At 64.7% G+C, this 25,911-nt stretch carries 29 protein-coding genes; 9 read left to right on the top strand and 20 right to left on the bottom strand.

What is annotated here, in order from left to right; genetic code table 11:
• The first annotated feature begins 39 nt into the window (after positions 1 to 39).
• From flgF to flgL, 7 genes are all read left to right on the top strand, one after another.
• Positions 40 to 780 (top strand): flagellar basal-body rod protein FlgF, encoded by a 741-nt coding sequence (flgF, locus tag NRS07_RS15335; RefSeq protein WP_259208431.1) that lies wholly within the window; start codon positions 40 to 42, stop codon positions 778 to 780.
• 64 nt (positions 781 to 844) lie between these two features.
• Positions 845 to 1,627, top strand: coding sequence for a flagellar basal-body rod protein FlgG (flgG, locus tag NRS07_RS15330; protein ID WP_259208430.1), 783 nt, complete (start codon positions 845 to 847; stop codon positions 1,625 to 1,627).
• On the top strand, positions 1,624 to 2,274 hold the full coding sequence (locus NRS07_RS15325) for a flagellar basal body L-ring protein FlgH (protein ID WP_259208429.1): 651 nt from the start codon (positions 1,624 to 1,626) through the stop codon (positions 2,272 to 2,274). The genes flgG and NRS07_RS15325 overlap by 4 nt, the downstream gene beginning before the upstream one ends.
• 14 nt (positions 2,275 to 2,288) lie before the next feature.
• Positions 2,289 to 3,392, top strand: a complete 1,104-nt coding sequence (locus NRS07_RS15320; protein ID WP_259208428.1) for a flagellar basal body P-ring protein FlgI — start codon at positions 2,289 to 2,291, stop codon at positions 3,390 to 3,392.
• Between the two features lie 11 nt (positions 3,393 to 3,403).
• Positions 3,404 to 4,372, top strand: coding sequence for a flagellar assembly peptidoglycan hydrolase FlgJ (gene flgJ, locus NRS07_RS15315; RefSeq protein WP_259208427.1), 969 nt, complete (start codon positions 3,404 to 3,406; stop codon positions 4,370 to 4,372).
• A 109-nt stretch (positions 4,373 to 4,481) separates the two neighbouring features.
• Positions 4,482 to 6,425, top strand: coding sequence for a flagellar hook-associated protein FlgK (gene flgK / locus NRS07_RS15310; RefSeq protein WP_259208425.1), 1,944 nt, complete (start codon positions 4,482 to 4,484; stop codon positions 6,423 to 6,425).
• Positions 6,426 to 6,448: 23 nt separating this feature from the next.
• Positions 6,449 to 7,678, top strand: coding sequence for a flagellar hook-associated protein FlgL (gene flgL, locus NRS07_RS15305; protein WP_259208423.1), 1,230 nt, complete (start codon positions 6,449 to 6,451; stop codon positions 7,676 to 7,678).
• Between the two features lie 39 nt (positions 7,679 to 7,717).
• On the opposite strand, the gene NRS07_RS15300 is transcribed toward flgL, so the two are convergent.
• The 14 genes from NRS07_RS15300 to fliF form a co-directional block, all read right to left on the bottom strand.
• Positions 7,718 to 8,353 carry an SAM-dependent methyltransferase gene (locus NRS07_RS15300; protein ID WP_259208421.1) on the bottom strand — a complete coding sequence of 212 codons (636 nt, stop codon included), beginning with the start codon at positions 8,351 to 8,353 and terminating at the stop codon, positions 7,718 to 7,720.
• Positions 8,354 to 8,416: 63 nt separating this feature from the next.
• The gene (gene fliR, locus NRS07_RS15295; RefSeq protein ID WP_259208420.1) at positions 8,417 to 9,253 is read right to left on the bottom strand and encodes a flagellar biosynthetic protein FliR; all 837 of its coding nucleotides are present in this window, start codon (positions 9,251 to 9,253) and stop codon (positions 8,417 to 8,419) included.
• Positions 9,254 to 9,268: 15 nt separating this feature from the next.
• Positions 9,269 to 9,538 carry a flagellar biosynthesis protein FliQ gene (gene fliQ / locus NRS07_RS15290; protein ID WP_259208418.1) on the bottom strand — a complete coding sequence of 90 codons (270 nt, stop codon included), beginning with the start codon at positions 9,536 to 9,538 and terminating at the stop codon, positions 9,269 to 9,271.
• 10 nt (positions 9,539 to 9,548) lie between these two features.
• Positions 9,549 to 10,298: a flagellar type III secretion system pore protein FliP gene (gene fliP / locus NRS07_RS15285; protein ID WP_259208417.1), complete on the bottom strand. Its 750-nt coding sequence runs from the start codon at positions 10,296 to 10,298 to the stop codon at positions 9,549 to 9,551.
• Complete coding sequence (gene fliO / locus NRS07_RS15280) at positions 10,288 to 11,076, bottom strand: flagellar biosynthetic protein FliO (RefSeq protein ID WP_259208416.1); 789 nt, start codon at positions 11,074 to 11,076, stop codon at positions 10,288 to 10,290. Before fliO ends, fliP begins: the two co-directional genes overlap by 11 nt.
• Positions 11,073 to 11,507 (bottom strand): flagellar motor switch protein FliN, encoded by a 435-nt coding sequence (gene fliN, locus NRS07_RS15275; protein ID WP_259208414.1) that lies wholly within the window; start codon positions 11,505 to 11,507, stop codon positions 11,073 to 11,075. Before fliN ends, fliO begins: the two co-directional genes overlap by 4 nt.
• Before the next feature lie 87 nt (positions 11,508 to 11,594).
• Complete coding sequence (fliM, locus tag NRS07_RS15270) at positions 11,595 to 12,578, bottom strand: flagellar motor switch protein FliM (RefSeq protein WP_259208410.1); 984 nt, start codon at positions 12,576 to 12,578, stop codon at positions 11,595 to 11,597.
• Between the two features lie 12 nt (positions 12,579 to 12,590).
• Positions 12,591 to 13,109 carry a flagellar basal body-associated protein FliL gene (fliL, locus tag NRS07_RS15265; RefSeq protein WP_259213274.1) on the bottom strand — a complete coding sequence of 173 codons (519 nt, stop codon included), beginning with the start codon at positions 13,107 to 13,109 and terminating at the stop codon, positions 12,591 to 12,593.
• Positions 13,110 to 13,271: 162 nt separating this feature from the next.
• A complete protein-coding gene (locus NRS07_RS15260) occupies positions 13,272 to 14,546 on the bottom strand; it encodes a flagellar hook-length control protein FliK (protein ID WP_259208409.1) in 1,275 nt (424 codons plus the stop codon).
• A 30-nt stretch (positions 14,547 to 14,576) separates the two neighbouring features.
• Positions 14,577 to 15,020: a flagellar export protein FliJ gene (gene fliJ, locus NRS07_RS15255; RefSeq protein WP_259208407.1), complete on the bottom strand. Its 444-nt coding sequence runs from the start codon at positions 15,018 to 15,020 to the stop codon at positions 14,577 to 14,579.
• Between the two features lie 46 nt (positions 15,021 to 15,066).
• On the bottom strand, positions 15,067 to 16,464 hold the full coding sequence (gene fliI, locus NRS07_RS15250) for a flagellar protein export ATPase FliI (RefSeq protein ID WP_259208406.1): 1,398 nt from the start codon (positions 16,462 to 16,464) through the stop codon (positions 15,067 to 15,069).
• Between the two features lie 3 nt (positions 16,465 to 16,467).
• Positions 16,468 to 17,193 (bottom strand): flagellar assembly protein FliH, encoded by a 726-nt coding sequence (locus NRS07_RS15245; RefSeq protein ID WP_259208404.1) that lies wholly within the window; start codon positions 17,191 to 17,193, stop codon positions 16,468 to 16,470.
• Positions 17,193 to 18,197, bottom strand: a complete 1,005-nt coding sequence (gene fliG / locus NRS07_RS15240) for a flagellar motor switch protein FliG (protein WP_259208403.1) — start codon at positions 18,195 to 18,197, stop codon at positions 17,193 to 17,195. Before fliG ends, NRS07_RS15245 begins: the two co-directional genes overlap by 1 nt.
• Positions 18,190 to 19,875, bottom strand: coding sequence for a flagellar basal-body MS-ring/collar protein FliF (gene fliF / locus NRS07_RS15235; RefSeq protein WP_259208401.1), 1,686 nt, complete (start codon positions 19,873 to 19,875; stop codon positions 18,190 to 18,192). The genes fliG and fliF overlap by 8 nt, the downstream gene beginning before the upstream one ends.
• Before the next feature lie 173 nt (positions 19,876 to 20,048).
• On the opposite strand from fliF, the gene fliE reads away from it, so the two are divergent.
• Positions 20,049 to 20,417, top strand: a complete 369-nt coding sequence (gene fliE / locus NRS07_RS15230) for a flagellar hook-basal body complex protein FliE (protein WP_259208399.1) — start codon at positions 20,049 to 20,051, stop codon at positions 20,415 to 20,417.
• A 116-nt stretch (positions 20,418 to 20,533) separates the two neighbouring features.
• On the opposite strand, the gene NRS07_RS15225 is transcribed toward fliE, so the two are convergent.
• Both NRS07_RS15225 and NRS07_RS15220 read right to left on the bottom strand, forming a co-directional pair.
• Entirely contained in the window at positions 20,534 to 20,905 is a 372-nt protein-coding gene (locus NRS07_RS15225; protein WP_259208394.1) for a translational machinery protein, read from the bottom strand.
• Positions 20,906 to 21,076: 171 nt separating this feature from the next.
• A complete protein-coding gene (locus tag NRS07_RS15220) occupies positions 21,077 to 22,207 on the bottom strand; it encodes a sensor histidine kinase KdpD (RefSeq protein WP_259208393.1) in 1,131 nt (376 codons plus the stop codon).
• Between the two features lie 235 nt (positions 22,208 to 22,442).
• On the opposite strand from NRS07_RS15220, the gene NRS07_RS15215 reads away from it, so the two are divergent.
• Positions 22,443 to 22,640 (top strand): hypothetical protein, encoded by a 198-nt coding sequence (locus NRS07_RS15215; RefSeq protein ID WP_259208392.1) that lies wholly within the window; start codon positions 22,443 to 22,445, stop codon positions 22,638 to 22,640.
• Between the two features lie 33 nt (positions 22,641 to 22,673).
• On the opposite strand, the gene NRS07_RS15210 is transcribed toward NRS07_RS15215, so the two are convergent.
• The 4 genes from NRS07_RS15210 to NRS07_RS15195 all read right to left on the bottom strand — a co-directional run bounded on the left by NRS07_RS15210 (position 22,674) and on the right by NRS07_RS15195 (position 25,897).
• A complete protein-coding gene (locus tag NRS07_RS15210) occupies positions 22,674 to 23,144 on the bottom strand; it encodes an Rrf2 family transcriptional regulator (RefSeq protein ID WP_259208391.1) in 471 nt (156 codons plus the stop codon).
• A 444-nt stretch (positions 23,145 to 23,588) separates the two neighbouring features.
• Positions 23,589 to 24,350, bottom strand: a complete 762-nt coding sequence (locus NRS07_RS15205) for a flagellar brake protein (protein WP_259208389.1) — start codon at positions 24,348 to 24,350, stop codon at positions 23,589 to 23,591.
• 18 nt (positions 24,351 to 24,368) lie between these two features.
• A complete protein-coding gene (locus NRS07_RS15200) occupies positions 24,369 to 24,728 on the bottom strand; it encodes an EscU/YscU/HrcU family type III secretion system export apparatus switch protein (RefSeq protein WP_259208388.1) in 360 nt (119 codons plus the stop codon).
• Positions 24,725 to 25,897 (bottom strand): flagellar hook-length control protein FliK, encoded by a 1,173-nt coding sequence (locus NRS07_RS15195; protein ID WP_259208386.1) that lies wholly within the window; start codon positions 25,895 to 25,897, stop codon positions 24,725 to 24,727. Before NRS07_RS15195 ends, NRS07_RS15200 begins: the two co-directional genes overlap by 4 nt.
• Positions 25,898 to 25,911 lie beyond the last annotated feature (14 nt).

The following is a 25,911-nucleotide window of genomic DNA, read 5'->3' as shown; positions in this document are numbered from 1 at the left end:
GCTGAGCCAGCCCTGGCCCGGCCGTACAAAAGGAAAAACATGGATCGCCTGATCTACACTGCCGGCAGCGGCGCCAAGCACATCCTGGAAAAGCAGGCCACGACCTCGAACAACCTGGCCAATGTGAACACCACGGGCTTCCGGGCCCAGATGGACGTGTTCCGCGCGGTGCCGGTACAAGGCGATGGCTTGCCAACGCGCGCCTTCGTGGTCAATTCGACACCGGGCGCCGATTTTTCCGCGGGCGCGCTGCAGGTCACCGGGCGCGACCTGGACGTGGCGGTGAAAGGGCAGGGCTGGCTGGCAGTGCAAATGGCCGACGGCACCGAAGCCTACACCCGCAACGGTTCGCTGCAGACCAGCGCCAACGGCTTGCTCACCACCGCCAACGGCGCCACCATCGCCGGCGAAGGAGGGCCGATCACGATTGCGCCCGACGTCACCGTGACCGTGGGCGGCGACGGCACCATCTCGACCATCTCCAGCACCGACCAGCCGGCGGCCAGCAATATCGTCGGCCGCCTGAAGCTGGTCAATCCTCCAGAGGCAGACCTGGTGCGCGGCGACGATGGCCTGTTCCGCCTGAAAGATGGCACGGCCGCCCCGGCCGACCCCGCGGTGCGCGTCGCCGGCGGCGCGCTCGAAGGCAGCAACGTCAGCGCGGTCGAGTCGATGGTCGACATGATCGCTCTGGCACGTTCTTTCGACACCCAAATGAGCCTGTTGAAGAACGCCGAGAATAACGCCGCGAAAGCCACCCAGATCCTCGCTTTGAATTGATAGTTGCTGCAGCATAATTCTCCTGTACGTGGCGGACCGTGTCCGCTGCACTTAGGAGAATTCCATGATCCGATCGCTATTTATTGCCAAGACCGGCCTCGAAGCGCAGCAGACCAACCTCGACGTCATCACCAACAACCTCGCCAACGTCAGCACCAACGGCTTCAAGCGCTCGCGTGCGGTGTTCGAGGACCTGCTGTACCAGAATGTGCGCCAGCCGGGTGCGCAGTCGTCGCAGCAGACCAATTTGCCGTCGGGCCTGCAGATCGGTACCGGTGTGCGCACCGTCGCTACCGAGCGCATCTTCACCCAGGGTAATCCCCAGCTGACCGGCAATGCGAAGGACGTCATGGTCAACGGCTCCGGGTTCTTCCCGGTGCTGCTGCCGGATGGCACCCAGGCCTACACCCGCGACGGCTCGTTCCAGTCCGATGCCAACGGCCAGCTGGTCACGTCCAGCGGTTTCGTGGTGCAGCCCGCCATCACCATTCCGGCCAATGCCGAATCGATTACCGTCGGCCGCGACGGCGTGGTGTCGGTAAAACTGCCGGGTACGCCAGCCCCGACCCAGGTCGGCTCGCTGCAACTGGCCACTTTCATTAACCCGGCCGGCCTGGAGTCGCGCGGCGAGAACCTGTACGTCGAGACCGGCGCTTCGGGCAACCCGAACCTGAACGTTCCGGGTACCAACGGTGCCGGCGTGCTGATGCAAGGCTATGTGGAATCGTCCAACGTCAACGTGGTCGAGGAAATGGTCAACATGATCCAGACCCAGCGCGCCTACGAGATCAACAGCAAGGCGATCACCACGTCCGACCAGATGTTGCAGAAACTGTCCCAGTTATGAAATCGTCTTTCTTTCTCGTTGCAGGCTTGCTGGCCCTGGCTGGCTGCTCGAGCACGCCGAGCAGCATCGTGCAGGGTCCGCTATCTTCCCGTCCGATGCTGGTGCAGGCGGCCCCGGCCAACGACGGCGCCATCTACAGTGCCGGCAGCTACCGCCCGATGTTCGAAAACCGCCGCGCGCGTCATATTGGCGACCTGCTGACGATCAACATCAGCGAACGTACCTCGGCCGGCAAGTCCGGCGCCAGCACCGGCAGCAAGTCGGGCAGCGCCAGCTTCACCACCCCGGGCATCCTGCAGGCCAAGATTGGCGCCGGTGTGGCGCTGGAAGGCGCGAACAAGTTCGCTGATGCCGATACCCAGAGCGCGTCGAACAATTTTTCTGGCACGCTGGGCGTGACCGTCACCGAAGTGCTGCCCAACGGCAACCTGATCGTCGCCGGTGAAAAGCAGCTTGCCATGAACAAGGGCGTCGAGTACATCCGCTTCTCGGGCATGGTCGCACCGGACACTATCCAGCCGGGCAACATGGTCGCCTCGTCCCTGGTGGCCGACGCCCGTGTCGAATACCGTACCAACAGCCGGGTCGACCGCGCCGAGATGAGCAATATGTTCTCGCGCTTCTTCCAGTCGATGCTGCCGTTCTGAAGATTGCCAATACCATGAAAATTTCCGCGATCGCCATGTTCTGCGCCGCCGTGCTGGGCGCTGTCCCTACCGCCCAGGCCGAACGCCTGAAAGATCTCGCCAGCATTGCCGGCGTGCGCCAGAACCAGTTGTCGGGCTATGGCATCGTCGTGGGCCTGGACGGCACCGGCGACCAGACCAGCCAGACCCCGTTCACGGTGCAGTCGATCCAGGCGATGCTGCAGCAAAAGGGCGTCAACCTGCCGCCGGGCACCCAGCTGCAACTCAAGAACGTCGCGGCGGTCATGGTCACCAGCTCGCTGCCGGCATTTGCCCAGCCCGGCCAGACCATCGACATTACGGTGTCGTCGATCGGCAACGCCAAGAGCCTGCGCGGCGGCACCCTGCTCATGACCCCGTTGCACGGCGCCGATGGCCAGGTGTATGCGATCGGCCAGGGCAATGTGCTGGTCGGCGGCGTCGGCGCCCAGGCGGGCGGGGCGCAGGTGCAGGTCAACCACCTTTCGGTAGGCAAGATCTCGGCCGGCGCTACCGTCGAGCGCGCGGTGGCCTCGAATCTCGGCGCGGACAACCAGATCCGCCTGGAACTGAAAGACACCGATTTCTCGACCGCCGCGCGGGTGGTCGAGGCCATCAACGACCAGTTCGGCGCAGGCATTGCCACGGCACTGGACGGACGCGTGATCCGCGTGCGCACCCCGTCCTCGAGCGACCAGCGGGTGGCCTTCATCGGCCAGCTGGAAAGCATCGATGTCAACCCGGCGCGGAGTTCGGCCAAGGTGATCATGAATGCGCGCACCGGTTCGGTGGTGATGAACCAGTCGGTAATGCTGGAAAACTGCGCGATCTCGCATGGCAACCTGACCGTGACGGTCGGCGCCGATACCAGCGTCAGCCAGCCGGCCCCGTTGACGGGCGGGCGCACGGTGGTGACGCAAACCAACACGGTCGAGGTCAAGAAAGATCCGGGCCGGGTGTTGAACGTCAAGGGCGGCGCCTCGCTGGCCGAAGTGGTCAAGGCGATGAATTCGATCGGCACCACCCCGCAAGACCTGCTGGCCATCCTGCAGGCGCTGAAGGCGGCCGGCTCGCTGCGCGCCGAACTCGAGATCATCTAGGAAAGCACACCATGATCGGCTCCCCCTCTACCGACCTGACCAGCAAGTTCGCCCTCGACACCAAGGGCTTGGGCGAACTCAAGCAATCGGCCAAGGCCGGCTCGCCTGCCGCGCTGAAAGAAGCCGCCACCCAGTTCGAAGCCATGTTCATCAACATGATGATGAAGAGCATGCGCGACGCGACCCCGCAAGAGGGGATGCTGGATAACCAGCAGTCCAAGATGTTTACCGGCATGCTGGATCAGCAGATGAGCCAGAACCTGGCCAAGCGCGGCGTCGGCCTGGCCGACATGCTCACGCGCCAGCTGAACTCGAACCAGATCGGCGCCCAGGCGCTGGCGATCGGCACCGATGGCGCCGCGTATGGCGCCGCCGCCGGCCAGGCCGCCGCTGCCGCCGCGGCCATCGCGCCGCTGCAGGGCATGCCGCCAGGAAAAGACGCGGCCACGATCCTGAAGACCGGCATCACCGCCCCCGGCGTGGCGCCGTTGCCGCTGACCACCGCCAGCGGCCGGGTCCAGACGCCGCACGTGCGCGCCTTCCAGGAAAAGCTGCACGTCCACGCCGCCGAAGCCGAGCGCGCCACCGGCGTGCCGGCCAAGTTCATGCTGGGCCAGGCTGCGCTAGAAAGCGGCTGGGGCAAGCGCATGATCAGGAATAGCGACGGTAGCAATAGCAACAATTTGTTCGGCATCAAGGCCGGCCCCGGCTGGAAGGGCAAGGTCGCCACCGCCGTCACCACCGAATTCGTCAACGGCAAGCCCCAGACCCGGGTAGAAAAGTTCCGCGCCTACGACACGCCGGCCGACTCGTTCAAGGACTACGCCAACATGCTGGTCAAGAATCCGCGCTACGAAAAAGTGCTGGCCAGCGGTGGCGACGCCGCCGCCTTCGCCCAAGGCCTGCAACGCGCCGGCTATGCCACCGACCCGAATTACGCCGCCAAGCTCACCAGTGTGATCAAGCATTCGCTGGCTTGACGGGCGCAGTCGCGGGCGCTCGATGCAGTCCGTGGGCTGTTTCACCATTCTTCGGTCAAGTTTTCCCCGACGCCGCCGTAAATAAGATACACAGAGAAAGAAAGACGATATGTCCGGCAACCTCCTCAGTATTGGCAAGACAGCCCTGTTCGCAGCGCAGGCGGGGCTGTCCACGACCGGCCATAACATCGCGAACGCGAACGTGCCCGGGTATAACCGCCAGAGCGTGGTGCAGGCGACCGGCCCGGCCCTCAATACCAGCGGCGGCTTCATCGGCACCGGGACCGAGATCGTCCAGATCAAGCGCTACAGCGACGAATTCCTCAACAGCCAGGTACGCAGCGCCAATGCCAGCAAGAGCGGGCTGGACTCCTATTACAGCCAGATCAGCCAGATCGACAATATGCTGGCCGACCAGACCGCCGGCCTGTCGCCATCGATGCAGAGCTTTTTCAATGGCGTACAAGACATGGCTGCCAACCGCGCCTCGGTGCCGTCGCGCCAGTCGATGCTCTCCAGTGCCGACACCCTGGCCACCCGTTTCCAGGCCCTCGACAGCCGTCTGGGCGAAATCCGCGAGGGCGTCAACAGCACCATCGAGAGCAGCATTACGACAATCAATTCTTATGCCAGCCAGATCGCCGACCTGAACGACAAGATCGGCAGCTTCGCCGCGGCCAAGCAAAGCGCGCCGAACGACCTGATGGACAAGCGCGACCAGCTGGTGATGGAACTGAACACCCAGGTCAAGGCGAACGTGACGCCGGGCGACAACAACAGCCTGACGATCTCGATCGGCAGCGGCCAGCCACTGGTCGTGGGCCAGCGTGCCTTCGCGCTGGCGGCCACCAAGTCGGCGACCGATTTGTCGCGGCTGGAAGTGGGCTATGTGACCGGCTCCAAGCTTGCGGTACTGGCCGACAGTGCGCTGTCGGGCGGGCAGCTGGGCGGCGCCATGGAGTTTCGCCGCAAGACGCTCGACCCGGCGCAAAGTGCGCTGGGCAAGGTCGCAATCGGCCTGGCGCTCGAATTCAATGCGCAGCACAAGCTCGGCCTGGACCAGAACGGCAAGGCCGGCGGCGACTTCTTTAGCGTAGCCCCGGCCTTTGTCGGCAAGAACATCAACAACGCCCTGTCGAGCACGACCGCGGTCGAGGCCGTGGTCAGCGACCCGGCGGCGCTGTCCGACAGCGACTTCAAGGTCGAGTTCGATGGCAGCGATTACCAGGTGATCCGCCTGTCGGATAATTTCAAGACCCCCTACACCGGCGCGGGCGCGGCCCAGACCATCTTCGGCGTCGATTTCAAGATCAGCGGCGCGGCGGCCAAGGGCGACAATTTCCTGGTGCGGCCGACCATCGGCGGCGCAGCCAACTTCAATGTGCTGGTCAAGGACGTCGCGAACATCGCCGCCGCGGCGCCGATCGCCACTAGCATGCCATTGAGTAATACCGGCACGGCCAAGATCAGCGAAGGCAAGGTCGACAAGAACTTCCTCGGTAGCGCGACCAGCTTGCCGCTGACGCTGACCTATGACAAGGCCACCGGCCTGCTGGGCGGTTTTCCAGCCGGCACGGTTCAGGTGACCGACAGCAAAGGCACCACCTCGGTCGCCTCGAACAGCGTCAAGTTCGTCGATGGCGCCACCTATACTTTCGGCGGCATCAGCATCGGCTTGAGCGGCAAACCGGGCGACCAGGACCAGTTCAAGGTGAGCAGCAACAGTGGCGGCCTGGGCGACGTGCGCAACATCGGCCTGCTGGGCGAGCTGCAGACCAAGAATATTTTTAACGGCAATACGGCGACGCTGCAATCGTCGTATGCCCAACTGGTGAGCACGGTCGGCAACAAGACCCGCGAAGTGCAGGTCAACGGCAGTGCCGCCGATGCGCTGCTGACCCAGGCCCAGGGCGCGGCTCAGGATGTATCGGGCGTGAACCTGGACGAGGAAGCGGCCAATCTGCTCAAGTACCAGCAGGCCTACCAGGCCGCCGGCAAGGTCATGCAGATCGCCGGCACCCTGTTCGACACGCTGCTGTCGATCGGCCGCTAATCGAATCACAGGACGAGGACACCATGCGCATCAGTACCCTTTCGATCTACAGCAACGCGACCAGCCAGCTCAATACGCTGCAGAACGCGCTGGCGCGGACCCAGACGCAGTTGTCGACCCAGCGCCGCATCCTGACCCCGGCCGACGATCCGGTGGCCTCGGCGCGCGCGCTCGAAGTGAGCCAGTCGAAGGAAATGAATGCCCAGTTCGCAACCAACCGCGCCAGCGCACGTTCGTCGCTGATCACCGTGGAAGGCACGCTGCAAAATGCCGGCAACCTGCTGCAGGACATCCAGGAACTGGCCGTCAAAGCCGGTAATGCCAGCATGCTGCCAAAAGACCGCGAGCTGCTCGCCACCGAGCTCGACGGACGCCTGGCCGACCTGCTGGGCGTGGCCAATTCGACCGACGGCGCCGGCGGCTACCTGTTCTCGGGCTATATGGCGACCACCCAGCCTTTCACGCCGACCCCTGGCGGCGCCGATTACCAGGGCGACCAGGGCCAGCGCCAGCTGCAGGTGGCGGCCTCGCGCCGCATGCCGATGTCGGCCTCGGGCAGCGCCATCTTCGAGAACAACCGGACCGGCAACGGCACCTTCCAGACCCAGGCGGCCAGCACCAATACCGGCGCGGCCGTGATTTCGTCCGGCTCGGTGGTCGACCGCAATCTGGCCGAGGCTGGCCGCGACTATAAACTGAGCTTCGAGGTCAGCGGCACACCGGCCGTGACCACCTACAGCGTGGTCGACACCAGCACCGGCACCGAGGTCGCGGTGCCGGGCATGACCACCCAGCCCTACCAGGAGGGCAAGGCGATTACCTTCGGCGGCCTGAGTTTCGATATCAAGGGTGTGCCGGCCAACGGCGACAGCTTCACCGTGGAACCGAGCCAGAAGCAGTCCGTGTTCAAGACCGTGAGCGACCTGGTCGCTGCGCTGCGCGCGCCCAGCGACGGCTCCGGCGGCAAGGCGGCGCTGACCAACCGTCTGAGCACCGCGCTCGACAACCTGCAGCAGGCGCACGACAACGTGCTGACCGTGCATGCCTCGATTGGCGCGCACATGAAAGAACTCGATTACCTCGACGGCGCCGGCGACGACCTCGATATCCAGTACACGGCGACGCTGTCGGATCTGCAAGACCTGGACATGGTCAAGGCCATCTCCGACTTCTCCCAGCACCAGTTGACGCTGCAGGCGGCGCAGATGTCGTTCAAGACGATGTCGGGAATGTCGCTGTTTAACTACCTGTAGGCCGAGGCCTGGGGGTTACTGGCGGCTTGTCTACAGCGTTTAGCGCGGATAGGTAAAGCCGGTGCGGATATCCATCGGCACCAGCCGGTTTTCTACGCGCACCATCAGCTTGCTCGGCGGCTCGTCGCCCGCCAGCGCGCCCGGCGTCACCGGCAGGCCTTCGCTCTTGCGCACCAACGGGTCGCAGCGCTCGTACACGTTGGCGCAAGCGGTAGCTTTCAGCAGCGCCTGCACGACCGGCACCTTCCACTGGTCGACCCCGCCCGCATTGAACTGGCACACCAGGTAGCCCGCGGCGCCGCCATAGCTATGCACCAGCAAGCCCGGCAAGCCATCCTTTTCTCCATCGACCAGCAACACCAGCGCCTGCGGATCGGCGATGTCGAGCGCCACCGCGCGCCGCCCGACAGCGGCCTGTACGCGCCGCTTGATCATGGCGTGGTCGACCGGTTCGTCCTCGCGCAGGGTCCAGACGCGGGCGGCGATCTGCGACTTGGCGTTATACGCGGCGCGCGCCAGGAATTGGCGCGCCGACGACTGCACGATCGCCGTGGCACCCGGCTTGTTGCGTTCCGAGGGCTTACCCTCGACCTTGTCGATGGCCGAGATATAGATCCATGGGTCGCCTGAAAGTAGGGCTTTTTCCTTGCCCTGTTTGATGGTGATGATGAGCATGCGCGGCTTTCGTTTTCAAGGAGCGGATGATACAGGAAAGCGATCGCATTTCTTTTCGCAAGCTTAGCCCGGAACCGTGCTCGCGGCCACCGGTGCCACCGGCCCCGGCCCCGGCTGCGGCGCCGCAGCGCGCGGCACCGCGCGCCCGGCTTCGATACCCTGGTTGAACAGGTTGACGATCGGCGTGCCGAGATAGGGCATGAGCAGGCTCAGGGTCAGGAAACCCACGCCCAGCGTGACCGGAAAGCCGATGCCGAAGATATTGAGCTGCGGCGCCGCGCGTGTCAGGATGCCAAGGGCGACGTTGGTGACCAGCAGCGCGGCGATGATGGGCAGCGACAGCTGCAGGCCGCTGGAAAAAATCAGGCCGCCCCAGCGCGCTATTTCCAGGGGCGCGTTACCCGAGAACGGCGTGGTTGAAATCGGCATGGTCACGAAACTTTCGGCCAGCGCGGCCAGCAGGACCAGGTGGGCGTTCACGGCCAGGAAGGCCATGGTCGCGACCAGCGCCAGGAACTGGGCGACCGCCGCCGAGCGGCCGCGCGAATTCGGGTCGAAGAACGTGGCGAAACCCAGGCCCATGGTCATGCTGGCTACTTCGCCGGCGTATTCGATGGCCGCGAACACGATGCGCATCGCAAACCCCATCGCCGCACCGATGAGCAGTTCCTTTACCAAAATCAGGATGCCGGCCCATGAGCCCGGGTCCACGGCAGGGACGTCGGCGATGGTGGGCGCGATGACGGCGGCCAGCAGTACGCCGAGCGCGGCCTTGATCGACATCGGCACGCCGGCATTGCCAAACAGCGGCGCCGCGGCCACCAGTCCGAGGATGCGCGTGAGCGGCCACAGAAAGCCAGCGATCCAGGCGTTCATTTCGCCCGTGGTAAGGCTCAGCATCGGCCCGGTCTTCCCTTAGCCGACCATGCCGGGAATGCCGGTGAATACCTGGCGCATGTAGTCGAGCATGACCGACAGCATCCAGGGGCCGGCCACCACCAGCGCGACAAAGATGCCGACCAGCTTGGGGATGAAAGACAGCGTCGCTTCGTTGATCTGGGTGGCGGCCTGGAAGATACTGACGATCAGGCCGATGATCAGTGCCACCAGCAGCAACGGAGCGGACACCATCAGCGTCACTTCCATGGCGTTGCGGCCCATCGTCATGACTGTTTCGGGCGTCATGCCAGGCCTCCTAGTAGAAACTCTGGGACAGCGAGCCCAGCAGCAATTGCCAGCCGTCGACCAGCACGAACAGCATCAGCTTGAACGGCAGCGAGATCACCGCCGGCGACATCATCATCATACCCATCGCCATCAGTACCGAGGCCACCACCATGTCGATGATCAAAAAGGGGATGAAGATCGCGAAGCCGATCTGGAACGCGGTCTTGAGTTCGCTGGTGACGAAGGCCGGGATCAACACGCGCAGCGGGATGTCTTCCGGGCCCTGCAGGGCGGGCGAGCGCGAGATCTTGACGAACAGGGCCAGGTCGGACTGGCGGGTCTGCTTGATCATGAATTCCTTGAGCGGCACCACGCCGCGGTCGAGCGCCTCGCCCATCTCCATCCGGTTTTCCTGCAGTGGCAGGTAAGCCTCGGTGTAGATACGGTCGAACGTCGGGCCCATCACGAACAAGGTCAGAAACAGCGCCAGCCCCACCATTACCTGGTTCGGCGGCGCGGTTTGCGTGCCGAGTGCCTGGCGCAGCAGCGACAGCACGATGATGATGCGGGTAAACGCGGTCATCATCAGCAGCGCCGCCGGCAGGAAGGTCAGCGCCGTCATCAGGATCAGCGTCTGGACCGGCAGCGTGAAGGTGGTGCCGCCGCCCGGGGCCGGGCGCGAGGTAAAGGCCGGGATGCCGGACTGAGCGAAGGCGGCCAGCGGCAGCAGGGCCAGGGCGGCCAATCCCAGCCACAGCAGGAGTTGTTTATTTCGCATTACGTTTGTCGATCGTGTTCTTAAGCCACTCGCCGAAGCTGGCGGCAGATGGCGCCGCGGTCGAACCCTGCGCGGCCAGCTGCGCGTCCTGTCCGGGCGCGCCTTCCTGGCGCGGCATGGTGGCCAGCGCGTTCACGCGGCCGGGCGAGGCGCCCACCACGATCCACTGGTTGCCCACTTCGACCACCATGATCCGTTCACGCCCGCCAATATTGAGCGCGCCCACCAGCCGCAGATTCGCGCTGGTGCCCATGCCGCGCGGGCCGAAGCGCTTCATGACCCAGGCCAGGCCGAGCAGCAGCGCAAGCACCAGCACCAGCGCCAGGATGGTCTGCAGCAGGCTGCCCGCGCCCGGTGTGGCCGAGCCCGGCATGACCACTTGCGGCGGACGCTCGGCCTGGGCCGGGGAGGTGGCGGCAGGCGCCGCGGCAGGCGCCTGGGCCGCAGGGGGCGGCTCGAGCGCGGTGCCCGAGGCGGCGCCGGGCGCCTGCAGCGGCGTTGAGACCGGGTTTGACGGGGCAGGGCGCGCGGGCGTGACCGGGCGCCCCGCCGTGGTGGCGCCGCCGCGCGGCACGGCCTGGGTAACTGCGGCGGCCGCAGGCGTGTCCGGGATGGCCTGGGCCGGCGGCTCGGCGCTTGGCAGCGCAGGCGTGGACACCTGTTGCTGTGCCATCGGCGCCTGGTCGGCCACGGGCGGCGCGGCGCAGGCTGCCAAGGGCAGCATCAGCAGCGCCACACGTGAACCTAGATTGCGATGTGCGACCTTGCGCGAGCTCATTTATTCAGTTTTCTGATCCGTTCCGATGGCGTAATAATATCAGTGAGACGGATACCGAACTTGTCGTTCACGACGACCACCTCGCCCTGGGCGATCAGGCAGCCATTGACCAGCACGTCCATCGGCTCGCCGGCCAGACCGTCGAGCTCGACTACCGAGCCCTGGGCCAGCTGTAGCAGGTTCTTGATCGCGATCTTGGTGCGGCCCAGTTCCACCGTCAGCTGCACCGGAATATCGAGGATGAAGTCGATGTCGTTGGGCGTTTCGTTGCGGGTGCCCTTGTTCGAGAAATCCTTGAATACGGCCGCCGCTGGTGCGGCTGCTGCCTCCTGCTGCTGGCGCTCAAGCGCCGCCGCTTCGGCCGCGGCCTGCTCGGCAATCGCCGCGCCCCAATCGTCGAGGCCGTCCTGGTCGTCCTGGGTATCAGACATTGATGCTCTCCTGTGCGGCCATGCTGGGCCAATTCATTGCTTGGTGTTATTAATTGCAGCCATCACCGATGGCAGAAATTACTGGGTTTATTTATTGAAGCTGTCGCTGTTGGCCAGCAGTTTCTCGACCTTGAGCGCGTACTGGCCGTTGAACACGCCATACGAGCAGTCCATCACCGGCACCCCGTCGACGGTCGCCTGCAGGGTTTCCGGCACGGTGATCGGGATGACGTCGCCGATCTTCATGTTCAGGATTTCGTCGAAATTGGCGCGGCCTTCGCCCAGTATGGCGACCAGCTCGATTTCCGCGACCTGGATCTGCTGCGTCATCAGGCGTACCCAGCGCTTGTCGACTTCCAGTGCTTCGCCCTGCAGGCTCGAGGTCAGCGCATCGCGGATCGGCTCGATCATCGAATAGGGCATGCAGAAGTGAATCTGGCCCGACACCGAACCGAGTTCGATGGTAAAGGTGCACGACACCACGACCTCGTTCGGGGTCGCGATATTGGCGAACTGGGTATTCATCTCGGAACGGATGTACTCGAATTCGACCGGGAACACCGGTTCCCACGACTTGCCATAGGCTTCGAACACGATGTCCAGGATGCGCAGGATGATGCGCTGCTCGGTCTGGGTAAAATCGCGGCCTTCCACGCGGGTGTGGAAGCGGCCGTCGCCGCCGAACAAATTGTCCACCAGCAGGAACACCAGGCCCGGGTCGAACACCATCAGCGCCGTGCCGCGCAGCGGCTTCATGTGGATCAGGTTCAGGTTGGTCGGCACCACCAGGTTGCGGATGAACTCGCTGTATTTCGAGACCCGCACCGAGCCGACCGACACCTCGGCGCTACGGCGCAAGAAGTTGAACAGGCCAACCCGCAAATACCTGGCGAAACGCTCGTTGATGATCTCGAGCGTCGGCATGCGGCCGCGCACGATCCGCTCCTGCGTGGCCAGGTTATAGGTGCGTACCCCCGAGGTATCTTCAGGCGCCGCGATGTCGTCCTGGTCGCCGTTGACCCCCTTGAGGAGGGCATCGACTTCTTCCTGGGAGAGGAAATTATCGGCCATGTGAGGTCAAGCCTACTGGATGATAAACGAGGTAAACAGTACGTCCGTTACCTCTTGCTCGTCGCCTTCTTTCTGGAAGGGCTCGCGAATGATGGCCTGGATCTCGGCGGCGAGCTGCTGCTTGCCCGCGACGCTGCTGATTTCCGATGCCTTCTTGCCGGACAGGAGCAGGAGTACGCGGTTGCGTACGATCGCCATGTTGTCCTTGATCAGGGTGCCTTGTTCGGCGCCATCGACCTGCAGCGTGAACTGTACCTGCAGGTATTGCTCGCCGTTTTCCGGCTGCAGGTTGACGGTGAAGGCTTCCACCGGGACGTACTCGGGCTTGGCTCCGGAGTCTTTCTTCTTCTTTTTCTTGGCGTCCTTGGCGCTCTCCTGGGTGCCGGGTTCGTCGCCGGCGCTCAAGAAATACCAGCCCGCGGCACCGCCGCCGCCGAGCAGCAACACGGCTGCCACAACGATCATGACCAGCTTTTTCTTGGAGCCGGCCGGAACTACTACCGCTGCGTCTGCTTTCGGGTCGGCCTTCATTGTCGGATTCGCTTTCAAGATGCGTCTTTACTGCTTAAAAGAATAATGCTCAAAAAATAGTGCGCCAGAACGGGTGCGTCATTATGGCATTATCGTCGGGAAGACTAGGGCGCCAAGCCCCGAAAAGAGGGGATAAGGGGCGGCAATCCCGGCAATTGTTGCTTATGCGAACGTATCTACCAGCCCGCTGTCGCCCAGCATCACGGTACGCGTCGCGGGGCGGGCAAGGTCGTCATCAAGGCCTGGCGCGCCGTCGTGATTGTCAAGGCCGGCACGGCCGCTGCCATTGGCGCGGCGCTCGCCATCCTGCGCGTGGCGCTGTTGCCCGGTGCCCGCATCCACGGTTGCGTTGCCCAGCGTGATACCGCTCTCGCTCATCATCTCGCGCAGGCGCGGAAGCGCATGTTCCAGGGCCTGGCGCACTTCCATCTCGCCCGACGAGAACGCCACGCTGGTTCCTTCGTTGCTTACGTTCAGCACCACCTGTACCGGCCCGAGGTCTGGCGGGTTGAGCGTTAGCGTGGCGGCCTGTTCCTTGCCGACCATGTACACGATGCGCTGGCTGACCTGGTTGTCCCAGGCCGGGGTGCCGACCCGGGCCGGGATGCGGTCGCCCGGCACGCCGGCCGGCGCCAGCGCATCGAGCCTGCTGGCCTGGGCCTGCAACTGGGTCAGGGGAGCAGGCGGCGCCTCGATTGCCGCTGCCAGCGGCAGGCCGGCCTGGCGCTCGCCCGGCAGCGCTTTCGGATCGGCCTGGACAGCTGGCTGCTGGCCCTGCGGCAGCGAACGCAGGCCGGCCGCGTCGTCGGCTGCTGGCTGCACGCCGGAGACCAGCGAAGCGCCTGGGTCGCCTTCGGTGGCGCCGGCCAGGCTTGCACTGGCGGCGTCCGTGTCGAGCGGCGCAGCTGCGCGCTGGAGCGCGGCAAGCTGGACGTCGGCGCCCGCGGCGGCATGCGCCTCGCCAGGGACCGGGGTGGCCGGGGCGGCCGGGGCCGGCTGCATCAGGCTGGCCATGAAGGCGAGCATGTCGGTGACCGGCGTGGTCGCGGCCTCGGCCGCGGCAGTAGCGGATTGAGCAGCATCTGCGGAATCCTGCGCGCCTTCGGCGACCGCGGCGGCCGCACCGGACTCGGATGCCGCTTCTTTCTGCCGTGCGGGCTCGCGCGCGGGCGCTTTCGGGCCCGCCACCACGGCCTTGTCAGGCGTTGGTTTGCTGGCGGCAACCGGCTTCCTGGCCGGGTCCGGCGACTGCGCCGGCGGTGGGCTGGCGCTCACGACCGGAGCAGGCTGGCGCTGGGCCATCTCGCGCGACAACGTCGAGCGGAACTGGCCCGGGTCGGGCGCCTGCACGCCGGCGGCCGCGTTGCGCTGGGGTGCCTGCTGCAGCGCATTGGCGCCGGAAGCCTGGAACGGGAAGGGGGTCGTCTGCATCGTCATGGTGCTTGTCAGCCTCGGATCAGCTTGGATTCAGCGTTGTTTGTAGCGGGCGCCACGGGCAGCGTGGTCGTCCATGAGTTTCTGGTCGCGCTTGTTCTCGATGGCCAGCGCCTCGGCGGCCGCGCGTTCGTTCAGGGTGCGGTAAGACAATCGCTTGCGCTCGCTTTCCTGCCAGGCCTTCTTCTCGCCATCGGCCTTGAAGCGCGCATGCTTGATCACTTCGCGCTGGCCTTGTATCGCATTATCGAGCTTGCCGATGAAGGCCACGAAGTTCTGGTAAGAAAACGGAGTGATGCCGGCCATCTGGGCGCTGTCGAGCTTGCGCACGTATTCGTCGCGGTAGCCGTCGAGCATCACCAGCTTCTGCTCGCCTTCTTCGACCGCCTTCAGGGCCGCACCGAGACGCTTGGCAATCGCGTCGGAGTCGCGCTGCGCAAGGTCGATCAGGGTGTCGAGGGCGGATGCTTGGGCCATGGGGATTCACAATCAATGCCCCAGTATAGTGCCGCGCGGCATTTTTCTATCCTGAGAATAGAGAGGTCAATTGCCCCAAGCTCTCGAGCATGCCGGCGTTGTCATGCATCTCCTGGCACAGGAAGTGTTCGATCTGGTCGTTCTTGGCGATCGCCTGGTCGAGCACCGGATCGCTGCCGGCGGCATAGGCGCCGACGCTGATCAGGTCGCGCGAACGCTGGAAGCGCGAGTACAGCTGCTTGAGCTTGCGCGCGGCCAGCTGGTGCTCGTGACTGGTAATGCCGTGCATGGCGCGCGAGATCGACTGTTCGATATCGATCGCCGGGTAGTGGCCGGCTTCGGCCAGCTGGCGGTTGAGCACGATGTGACCGTCCAGGATGCCGCGCGCGGCATCGGCGATCGGATCTTGCTGGTCGTCGCCCTCGGACAGCACGGTATAAAAGGCGGTGATCGAGCCGCCGCCCTCGAGGCCGTTGCCGGCGCGTTCCACCAGCACCGGCAGCTTGGCAAATACCGAAGGCGGATAGCCCTTGGTGGCCGGCGGCTCGCCGATGGCAAGGGCGATCTCGCGCTGCGCCATCGCATAGCGGGTCAGTGAATCCATGATCAGCAAGACACTCTTGCCCTGGTCGCGGAAATGCTCGGCAATGGCGGTAGCATAGGCCGCGCCCTGCAGGCGCAGCAGGGGCGGGGAGTCGGCCGGCGCGGCCACCACGGCCGAGCGGGCGCGGCCCTCCGGCCCCAGGATCTGCTCGATGAATTCCTTGACCTCGCGGCCACGTTCGCCGATCAGGCCCACCACGATCACGTCGGCGGTGGTATAGCGCGCGATCATGCCCAGCAAGACCGATTTGCCGACGCCGGTACCGGCAAACAGGCCCAGGCGCTGGCCTCGCCCGACCGTCAGCATGGCATTGATCGCGCGCACGCCCACGTCCAGCGTCTCGGTGATCGGGGCGCGGTCGAGCGGATTGATCGGGCGCGCATTGAGCGGGCCTACTTCGTCGTTGCTGAGCGGTCCCTTGCCATCGAGCGGGCGGCCGGCGCCGTCCACCACCCGGCCCAGCAATTGCACACCCACCGGCAGGTGGCGCGTGCGGTCGCTGGGGCGCCGCCGCGGGTGCTGCACGCTGCCTGGCTTGGGCAGGGCCGATTCCACCGGATAGACGCGCGCACCCGGCACCACGCCCTCGACATCGCTCTGCGGCATCAGGAACAGGCGATCGCTCTCGAAGCCGACCACCTCGGCCTCGATCCGGGTTCCGTTCGGCATCGGGATGGTGCAGGCGCTGCCCACGGCCAGCTTCAGGCCCACGCATTCCATCACCAGCCCGGCCACGCGCGTAATGCGGCCCGAGGCCTGCATCGGTTCGGCGAAGCCGACCAGCGAATCGCAGTCCCTGATAAAGGCTTTCCAGCGGGCGGTGTGGCGGTCGGCCGTCATACGCTATGACAACCAGTCGACATTGCTCTGCAACGAATGGGTCAGGCGCGCCCATCGCGCCGCGGCCTGCGCATCGATCTGGTTGCTGGCCGTGTCGACCTTGCAGCCGCCGCGTGCCATGCCGACATCTTCGGCGATGCGCCAGCCATCCTTGATCAGTACCTGGCCCATGGCGCCGCGCACCAGCTCCGCGTCGAGGGGGTGGAGCGTGAGCACGGCTGGCTGGGCCAGCACCGGCAAATAGCCGATCGCTTCCTGCACCACCGGCAGGATCAGTTCGGGACGCACGTCGAGTGCGGTGCGCACCATGGCGCGCGCCAGGTGCAGCGCCAGTTCCATGACGTCGTGGGCAATGGTCTCGTCGGCCTGCGCCACGGCATCGCTGAAGGTCGCGGCGATCGTGCGCAAATGCTCCAGTTCGGCACCTGCTTCGATCTGGCCGGCACTGGCACCGTCGGCATAGCCCTCGGCGTGGCCGGCGGCGCGGCCCTCTTGCAGGCCTTCGGCATAGCCCTCGGTGCGGGCGTTCTCGCGGATCGCTTCGAGTTCTTCGGCGGTGGGCATCGGCACGTTGTGGACAATCTCGCCGCTGTCGACGCCCGCCGCCGTTGCCACGGGAGCGGCCGGCGGCGCCATCGCCGCGCGGCGCGCGACCGTGCTCGGGCGTTCGTCGCCGAACGAGGTCATTTCCCAGCGCTGGTAAGCGCTTTGCTGTTCCTTTGGAATCATCAGACGAAGGAATCCTCACCCTTGCCGCCCAGCACGATCTGGCCTTCGTCCGCCAGCCGGCGCACGATCTGCAGGATCTGTTTTTGCTGGGATTCGACTTCGGACAGGCGCACCGGCCCTTTCGAGTCGAGGTCTTCGCGCATCATTTCGCCGGCACGCTGCGACATGTTCTTGAAGATCTTCTCGCGCAGGTCTTGCGAGGCGCCTTTCAGCGCAATGATGAGCATTTCGGACTGCACTTCGCGCAGCAGCAGCTGGATGCCACGGTCATCGATGTCGATGATGTTATCGAACACGAACATTTCGTCCATGATCTTCTGCGCCATGTCGTTGTCGTAGTTCTTGATGTTGTCCATGACGGACGACTCCTGCTCGCCGCTCATGAAGTTGAGGATCTCGGCAGCGGTACGCACGCCGCCGAGCGACGACTTCTTGATGTTCTCGTTGCCCGAGAGCAGCTTGGTCAGCACGTCGTTAAGCTCGCGCAGGGCGGCCGGCTGCACGCCGTCGAGCGTGGCGATACGCAGGACCACGTCGTTGCGCAGGCGGTCGGTGAAGTTTGCCAGGATCTCGCACGCCTGGTCGCGCTCGAGGTGGACCAGGATGGTGGCGATGATCTGCGGGTGCTCGTTGCGGATCAGTTCGGCCACCGACGGCGAGTCCATCCACTTCAGGCTTTCGATGCCCGATGCATCCTTGCCGCCCAGGATGCGGTTGAGCAGCACGGCGGCCTTGTCGTCGCCCAGCGCCTTGGTCAGCACCTGGCGGATGTACTCGTCCGAGTCCAGGCCGACGGTCGAATGCAGGTTGGTCTCCACCACAAACGCTTCCAGCACCTTGACCACTTCGCCGTGCTGCACGGCCTTCATCTGCGCCATCGCGCCGCCCAGCTTCAGCACTTCGCGCGGGCCGAGGAATCGCATCACTTCGGCAGCTTCGGCTTCGCCCAGGGCCAGCATCAGGATCGCTGCCTGCTGGATGCCTTCTTTATCCTTGTCACTCATTTGTACCCAACCATGCCTTTACGACGTTAGCCACGATGCGCGGATCCTTGCGCGCCAGTTCCTGTGCCATTAACAGGTTCGCCCGGTAACCCTGGTTCTGGCGTTCCACTTCCTGCTCTTCCAGCTCTTCTTCGACCACGTCGGCCTGGGCTTCGGCCTGCTCTTCGCTGACCGGTTCCGGTTCTGGCGGTGGCGCGGTGGCTTCATCGAACTTCTTGATTGCCGGGCGCATCAACGGTAGCAGGATACGGTAATACAGGAAACCGAGCACGGCGAACAGCAGCAGGTATTTGCCGATCTCCCTGGCCAGCGGCAGGTTGGCCGGGTCACGCCACCAGTCCAGTTGCAGGGCGGTGTCGTCGGGGCGGTCGACGCCGTCGAATGGCGCATTGGTGACATTCAGGGTGTCGCCGCGCACTTGCGAATAACCCATCGCCTGCTTGACCAGTTCGTTAATCTGGGCCACCTCGGCCGCGGCCAGCGGACGCACGATGACCTTGCCGGTCTTCGGGTCCACCGTGCGGCGGTAGTTCACCACCACGCCCACCGTCAGGCGCTTGATGCCGCCCATGGGCCGCTGTTCGTAGCGAATGGTCTTGTCGACTTCGTAGTTGGTGGTGGCGTCGCGGCGGGTCGGGCCGGTGGCGGCGGGAGCGGCGCCGTTCGGAGCCTGGGGGTCGATCGGCGCGGTGGCCACGCCCGGCGGCTGGTTGGTCAGCGCGCCCGGGATACCCGAGGCGCCCGGACCGGACTGGCTTGACTCGGAAGTCTGCTGGCTGCGGATCGCCTGCGGCTCCGGCGGCGAATTCGGCTTGTAGATCTCGGCGGCGGTGTCGACCTGGGCGAAATCGACTTCGGCGGTGGCTTCGGCGCGTACATTGCCCTTGCCTACCAGCGGCGCGATGATCGATTCGACCTGCTTGATGATGTTCTGCTGCACCTGCTCGACATACTTGAGCTGGGTGGCGTCCAGGCCCTTGGCGCCGGGGGCCTTGTTCGACGTATCCGACAGCAAATTGCCGTTCTGGTCGACCACGGTAACGCTGCCGACCGTCAGTTCCGGCACGCTCGAGGCCACCAGGTGGACGATGGCGCTGACCTGGCCCGGATCGAGCGCGCGGCCCGGCTGCAGGTTGAGCAGTACCGAGGCGGTCGGTTTTTGCTGGTCGCGCACGAAGACCGAGGGCTTCGGCAGCGCCAGGTGAACGCGCGCCGCGCCGACCGAACCGAGCGACTGGATCGAGCGCGCCAGTTCGCCCTCGAGCGAGCGCTGGTAGTTGACCTGTTCCAGGAACTGGGAGACCCCCAGCTTTTGATTTTCCATCAGCTCGAAGCCGACATTGCCGCCTTTGGGCAAGCCTTGCGCGGCCAGCTTCAGGCGCAGGTCATGGATCTGCTCGGCCGGGACCAGGATCGCGCTGCCGCCTTCGGAAAACTTGTAGGGCACGCCCATCTGGTCGAGCGAGGCGGTGATTGCGCCGCCGTCGCGGTCGCTGTAGTTCGAGAACAGCACGCGATAATCCGGCGCCTGGCTCCACATCCACAGCGCCACCATGACGGCGAGCACCAGCGCGATGCCGCCGCCCAGGGCGACGCGGCGCCCCATGGTGCTCTGGAAAAAAGACGCGCGCTGATCTGCGGCCTGGGGGTCGTTCAAGTCTTCAGCAACTGCTGCCATGGTGGGTTGGTGTCCGGGATCGAGGGATTGAACGCATTATGAAGCCATAGAGCAACATTCAAACCCCGAAACAGGGGGAGGAAAGCCCGCTTCTTCGAGCGAGGGCGCGGGTGCGGGACTGGTATTGTGTAAGCCTGACTACAGCGCTTGCATCCGAGCAGCAGGAGAACACCATGAGTATTGGCGGCATTGGCGGGATCGATCCTGGGCGGATCCAGGCGATGATGGAACAATTGAAGGCTGCGGCGTCCAAGCCGGCGGCCAGCCCGCTCGCGCCCGCGGCACTGGGCGATCTGGGTGCCAAGCCCGCAGTGGCGAAACTCGATTTCGCCGACGCGCTCAAGAACACGCTGCAAGGGGTGAGCGACACCCAGAAGCATTCGGCGGCGCTGGGCCAGCGCTTTGCGATGGGCGATGATACCGTCAGTCTGTCCGACACCATGATCGCCATGCAAAAGTCGAGCATCGCTTTCCAGAGCACGGTGCAAGTGCGCAACAAACTGGTGTCGGCTTATCATGACATCATGAACATGCAGGTGTAACCGCGCCAGCCTGCGCCACGCAAAGCGGCCCCGATTGAACTGAACCCCAAAAGTTGGTGTCCAACTATTTGGGGGCAGTTCAGATGGGGCCGCTTTCAATTGCACGCAGGCTGCAATCAGGTGCTCATGTCTTCTTTGGCGAAATAGGTGCGCGCGTATTCGAGCAACTGGGCATCGCTCGGATGGTCAACCGTTTCCACGCTCACTACCTTGTCGGCAATCTCGGCATGGTGCTTGTTCAGGTGCTTGATGAACAGGAGTTTTTCCTGGCCCGGGCCGACGATCAGGATTTCCTTCGACGGCAGCAGGGCGGTGGCGATCTCATCGAGATAGCCGGTCGGTTCGACGGCGCGGTTGTTGCCGGTGACGCCATCTTTTTTGTGCTGCGAGGTGGTCTTGATGACTTCGGACTCGGCGTCGTTACGGCTGAAATGAATGACATGGGCTTCGGCCTGGTCGAGCCAGACGATTGCGTGGTTAAACGACATAGTGATTTTTCCTGAGAGTGGGAGAGTTGCGCTGGCCGCATTATCGGGCGGGCAGTGAGGGAAAGGCTGGCAGGCGCGCCGTTGCCTTGAAAGCGAGTCGATTGAGTGTGCGCGCGTCTGCCCGGCAGCTCTGTACGGAGCCGAACAGAGCGCACAATCGACTGGTCGCGGCTAGACGGGTGGACGGCGCGGCAGCGATACGGTAAATACGGTTCCTTCTTCAGCGGTCGAGCTGACCCGAATCGTGCCCTGGTGCGCTTCGACGATGGCCTGGGTGATATACAGGCCCAGGCCCAGGTTGCCGCGCACGTTCTGGTGCTCGGCGGTGCGCACGGTGAACCGCTTGGCCGGGTCGAACATGAAGCGCAGCTCGTCGGCGGAGATGGTTTCGCCTTCGTTCTGGATCGACCAGACGATGTCGTTGCCCTGGGCGCTGGCCGATACCCAGATGCTGGCGCGCGGCGTGCCGTGATGGACAGCATTGGTCACCAGGTTGGACAGCGCCTGGCTGATGCGCGCGCGATCCCAGCTCACCTGCAGGTCGCCTTCGAGCTCGAGCCGGATGTCGGCTTGCGCATGAAACATCCGCAGTTCGTCCACGATCTCGGTGCACTCGACTGCGAAATTCAAGGGCTGCAGCGTGACGGGAATGCCGCCGCCGAGGTGGGTGACCGAAAAATCCAGCAGGTCCGAGACGATGTCGTTGACCCGGTCGACGCTGCGCCGGATCTGCCGCGCGACCCGCACGTGCCTGCCCGCCAGGTGGTCGTCTTGCAGCAGCAACTGGCTGCCCATGCTGATCGCCCCCAGCGGGTTGCGGACATCGTGCCCAAGGATCGCCATGAACACGTTCTGCGATTCGCGGTTCAGGTCCGAATAGCGCGCAATCGATTCCGTAAGCGACTGGTCGATCGCTTCGTTGAACCGCACCATGTCCTGCAAGTCGAATTCATTGGCTTTCTTTACCTTGGCTTGCCAAAGCCGTAATACGCTCGCGCGCATGGCCCGGTATTCGGCCATCAGCTCTTCGATGGAAAATCCCGAGTTCAGGCGATCGGCCGCATGCGACTGGGCCGCCGTCAGGCCCGCGCCATCCGGCACCATGCCGCGCGACTTGTCGATGCTCTGCTGGGCTGCCTGGAAGGTTTCGAGATCGATGCAGATCACGCCCAGCATTTCCTTGGCATGGTCACGCAGCTTGTGCGTGTTGGCATTGCTGAGCGGACTGAGGGTGCCGGCGAAATCTTCCCACTCCTGCAAGATGGTCTCGAGGTTTTCCCGGATGAATGAAGCGAGGCGCATGGAAATCCTAATAGGCAGGCGGGGTGGGCAAGGTCGACAGGGCAGGCGGCCGCTTGGCAAGTCGGCGAGCACGCCAGTATGGCAATGTCTGAGCAGACATGGTAGCAGTTCGCGGGCGAGGCAGGCTTCCAGGGGAACGCGCACCTGCAAGCGGTGCCAGCTATCTGCTACGGTAAAATCAGCACAAGGCCAGCCCGTCGGGTTGGCCCATGATGCCGCAGCGAAGGAGAACGACATGGCAAAGAAAGAAGAGCTGGACGAAGAGACACTGGCACTGATCCAGTGGTGTATCGAGGTAGAAGGCTTTTTGGTTGCCGGCGGCGCGACCATGAAGCAGGCGCAGGACCATATCGAAGAACAGGTCGAGTGGTTCACCGACCAGTTCTACGATGGACTCACGCCCGAGGAGGCCGCCAAGGAAGCGCTGGCGTGAGCGCTTGACAATACGCTCTGCCGGCGTTGCGCGTCAGGCAGCCTGGTCTGCCTGCGCCTCGTTGCGCTGAAAACTGATCGGGATGCCGGCGTCGCGCGGCGCCGGTTCCGGCAACAGCATCGCCAGGGTGTGGCGGTCGAGTTCGGCAAGATAGGCGGCGGTGGCATTGGTCAGCACGCCCCTGAGGCTGCAGCCCTTGACCAGGGCGCACACGTTGCCATTCGGGTCGAAGCATTCGGCCATGTAGAAATCGCTCTCGCTCTGGCGGACCACGGCGCCGATGTTGATGTCTTCGGGAGGGTGTGCCAAGCGAAAGCCACCGTTGCGCCCGCGCACGGTCTCGATAACGCCGTTACGGCCCAGCTCGTGCACCACTTTCATCAGGTGGTTCCTGGAGATGGTGTGCAGGTCCGCGATCTCCTGGATGGTGACGAGCCGGCCCGGATTGCCGCCAAGGTGGAGCAGGGTCCGCAAGGTGTAATCGGTGAAAGAAGTCAGGCGCATGGTCAAGCAAGTATATCGCATGCGTCCTGTTGCGTCGGGGGACCGTCGGGCAGAAATGCGTTCACCCGGTCCGCCTGAGCATGCTCAGCTGCTCACCACACATTCCCCATCGCGCAAGAAGGCGCGCGAGAGCAAGGTGTCGGACGTGTTGTCCTGCAGGTAGTGCGCCACGCCGATGCTGGCGCCCATTGCGAGGCGGCCAACGACGCCAGCGTAGGGCCGGACTGCCCTCGATCCAGTTGCCTTTTAAGTCAACCAGGGCCATGCCCACCGACGAGTCGGCAAACGCGGTGAAGAAATAATCGGCAGTGGAAGCGCGCGGCGGCATCGGGGCACCAGCATGTCGTGACACCTCAAGTGTAGCGCGTTTGCCATGCAGTTTGTTAACTGATTGGCACCCAACTTTTTTGCCAAATGGTAAAAATTGTCCCGTTCAGCGCAGGTTCAGGCCAGCCCCGCCAGGCGGGCATTGCGTTCGCGTTCGAGCTTGGTGATGTAGCGTTGCACTGCCGCCATGCCGCCGCGCGAGAGATCGACAAATTGCATGCCGAGGCGCTGATGGCTCTTGTTGTTGAGCATGCTCACCTCGAGCGAGTTGCGCAGCTGCAGCGTGACCGTTACCGGACCGATCTCGGGCAACTCGATGCGGCTGTTGGGGAAAGCCTGCCCGATCGTGGTGCCGAGCTGGAGCTTGTTGTCGAGGATGGCGATGCCGCCGCAACTGATGTCGTGCAGCGGAAACACACCGCTGCTCACGCCGGTGTCGGCGACCATCTTGGGCGCCAGCGGGATGATGGCGCGCACCGGATTCGATACCGGCGTCTCCATCCGGTAGCACTCGCGGCGCTGCAGGCGGATCAGGCTTGGAGCAATGTCGGCGCGCAGCGCCGGCTGGCCCTCGAACTGGCAGGGACGCAGTTCACCTGCGTTGAACAGGATACGGATCTTGTCGAGCGAGGTTTCGCAGCGCACCTTTCCGGCCGCGAGGATACGCTCGTTCTGCGCTGGCTCGATCGAGCGGTCGAGCACCATGGTATTAGTGTCGGGATCGACCTCGAGAATGCTGGTGACGCAGACATCGGCCTCGCCCTTGACCAGCATCCGGATCAGCTGGCGCTTCTCGCCGATCTGGCGCAGCAGCGCCACGATTTCACGGCGCGACTCGACCTGGTAGTCGTGCCAGTCTTCGAGTTCCTGATTATTCATTGCGATCATTCTCTGCGATCATTCTTTACTGATACCAGCGTTCGACGCGTCGTCCAGATTGAGGTGGGGCGTCGGGTCCGGCGGAGGCGCTTTTTCTGCCCCAGGCGTTTGCACCGACTCAATATGATATAGCCATGCCAACAGTTCCGCAATTGCCCGATACAGCGCGGGAGGGATCTCGCGATCGAGATCCACCCCCATCAGCAGCTGGACCAGCTCTTTCGATTCGTGCACGAACACCCCGGCCTCATTGGCGCGGCGCATGATCTGCTCGGCCACCAGGCCCTGGCCCTTGGCCACCACCCTTGGCGCGGCGTCGCCGCTGCCATAGGCAATCGCGACGGCGTTCTGGCGCCCCTTGTTGCCGCCGCCGCTCATCCGGCCGGCTCTTGCGTAGCGCTGGCGGGGCCGGGCGCCGCCTCGAGCCCGCCAGCGCGCACCTCGAAACCGGCCAGCTCGGTGCCGGCCGCATCGAGCGCGCCGGCCAGGCTCCCCATGTGGCGCCGCAAGACCTCGGCGCTTGCCTCGCTGCCGGCCGCGAACTGTACCTGCAGGCGCCCGCCGGTGAGCGTCAGGCGCGCGTCGAGCTCGCCCAGTTGCGGGAACCGCAGGCGCAGGCGGCCATGCCAGGGCGTGTCGGCCTCGTCGGCGCCTTGGTGGCCTTCCCGGGTGTCGCGTGCCACTTCCAGCTGCATCGGCTGGCCCGGCCACAGGTTGCCCTGCCAGGTGAGCTGGGCCTGTTCCTGGGTGCTCAGCTGCAGGTTGATGAACTGGGCGGTAGATGGATCGAGGGGCAATTGGCGCACGCCGTCGCGCGCCAGCTGCTGCTGCGGTTCGGACTGCAGTTCGGCGATGGCGCGCGCGCCTTGCGCCCATTCGGCCACGTGCGATTCGTAGAACAGGCCGCTCTTGCCGACCGCCTGTTCCAGGCCCCTGGCAATGCTGATGGCATCGGCCCCCTGCGTCGCCACCAGCGGGACGCGGCCCACCACCGAGGTCATCGGGGTCTCGGCCTTGAGCGCGGCGCCCAGCACCCCGCCGATGGTCTTGCCGGCCTGGCTCAGGGTGGTGTCGTTGGCTTGCATTTCGCCGGGCAGGGCGCCGGCGCCGGCACCAGCTGCCGCAGCCTGCAGCAAAGCGCTGGTACGCCCGACGCCAGCAGCGGCGCCGCCTTCGCGCATGGCGAGCGGGGCTTTGGATGGGTCGGCGCCTTCCGGCAGCGGCAGGCCAGCTTCGGAAAACAGCGCGGTGGCGCCGCTGCCCGCGCCGACCTGGAAAGTGGGGCGCGGATGCACCGACACCAGCGTCAGCGGCACGTCGGCACCGACCTGGGTGCCAGCCGGCAACTGCATGCGGGCGGCGACATTCGCGACCTTGACCACGAAACTGCCGTCGCTCATCCGGGCCAGCACTTCGCCATGGAGTGCCTTGCCCAGTTGCGGGGCAAGGGCGCGTGCAAAGGCATGCTCGCGCGGATTGCCCAGCTGCTCGGTCGCGACGACCGGGCTGGTGCGCACGACGGCGGAAACAAGGTCGCGCGGCTGCATGCGCTACAACAGGC

Origin of the sequence: Massilia sp. H6, from assembly GCF_024802625.1 — a bacterium.
In the GTDB taxonomy this organism is placed as follows: domain Bacteria; phylum Pseudomonadota; class Gammaproteobacteria; order Burkholderiales; family Burkholderiaceae_D; genus Telluria.
This window is presented reverse-complemented; position numbering and strand designations above follow the sequence as displayed.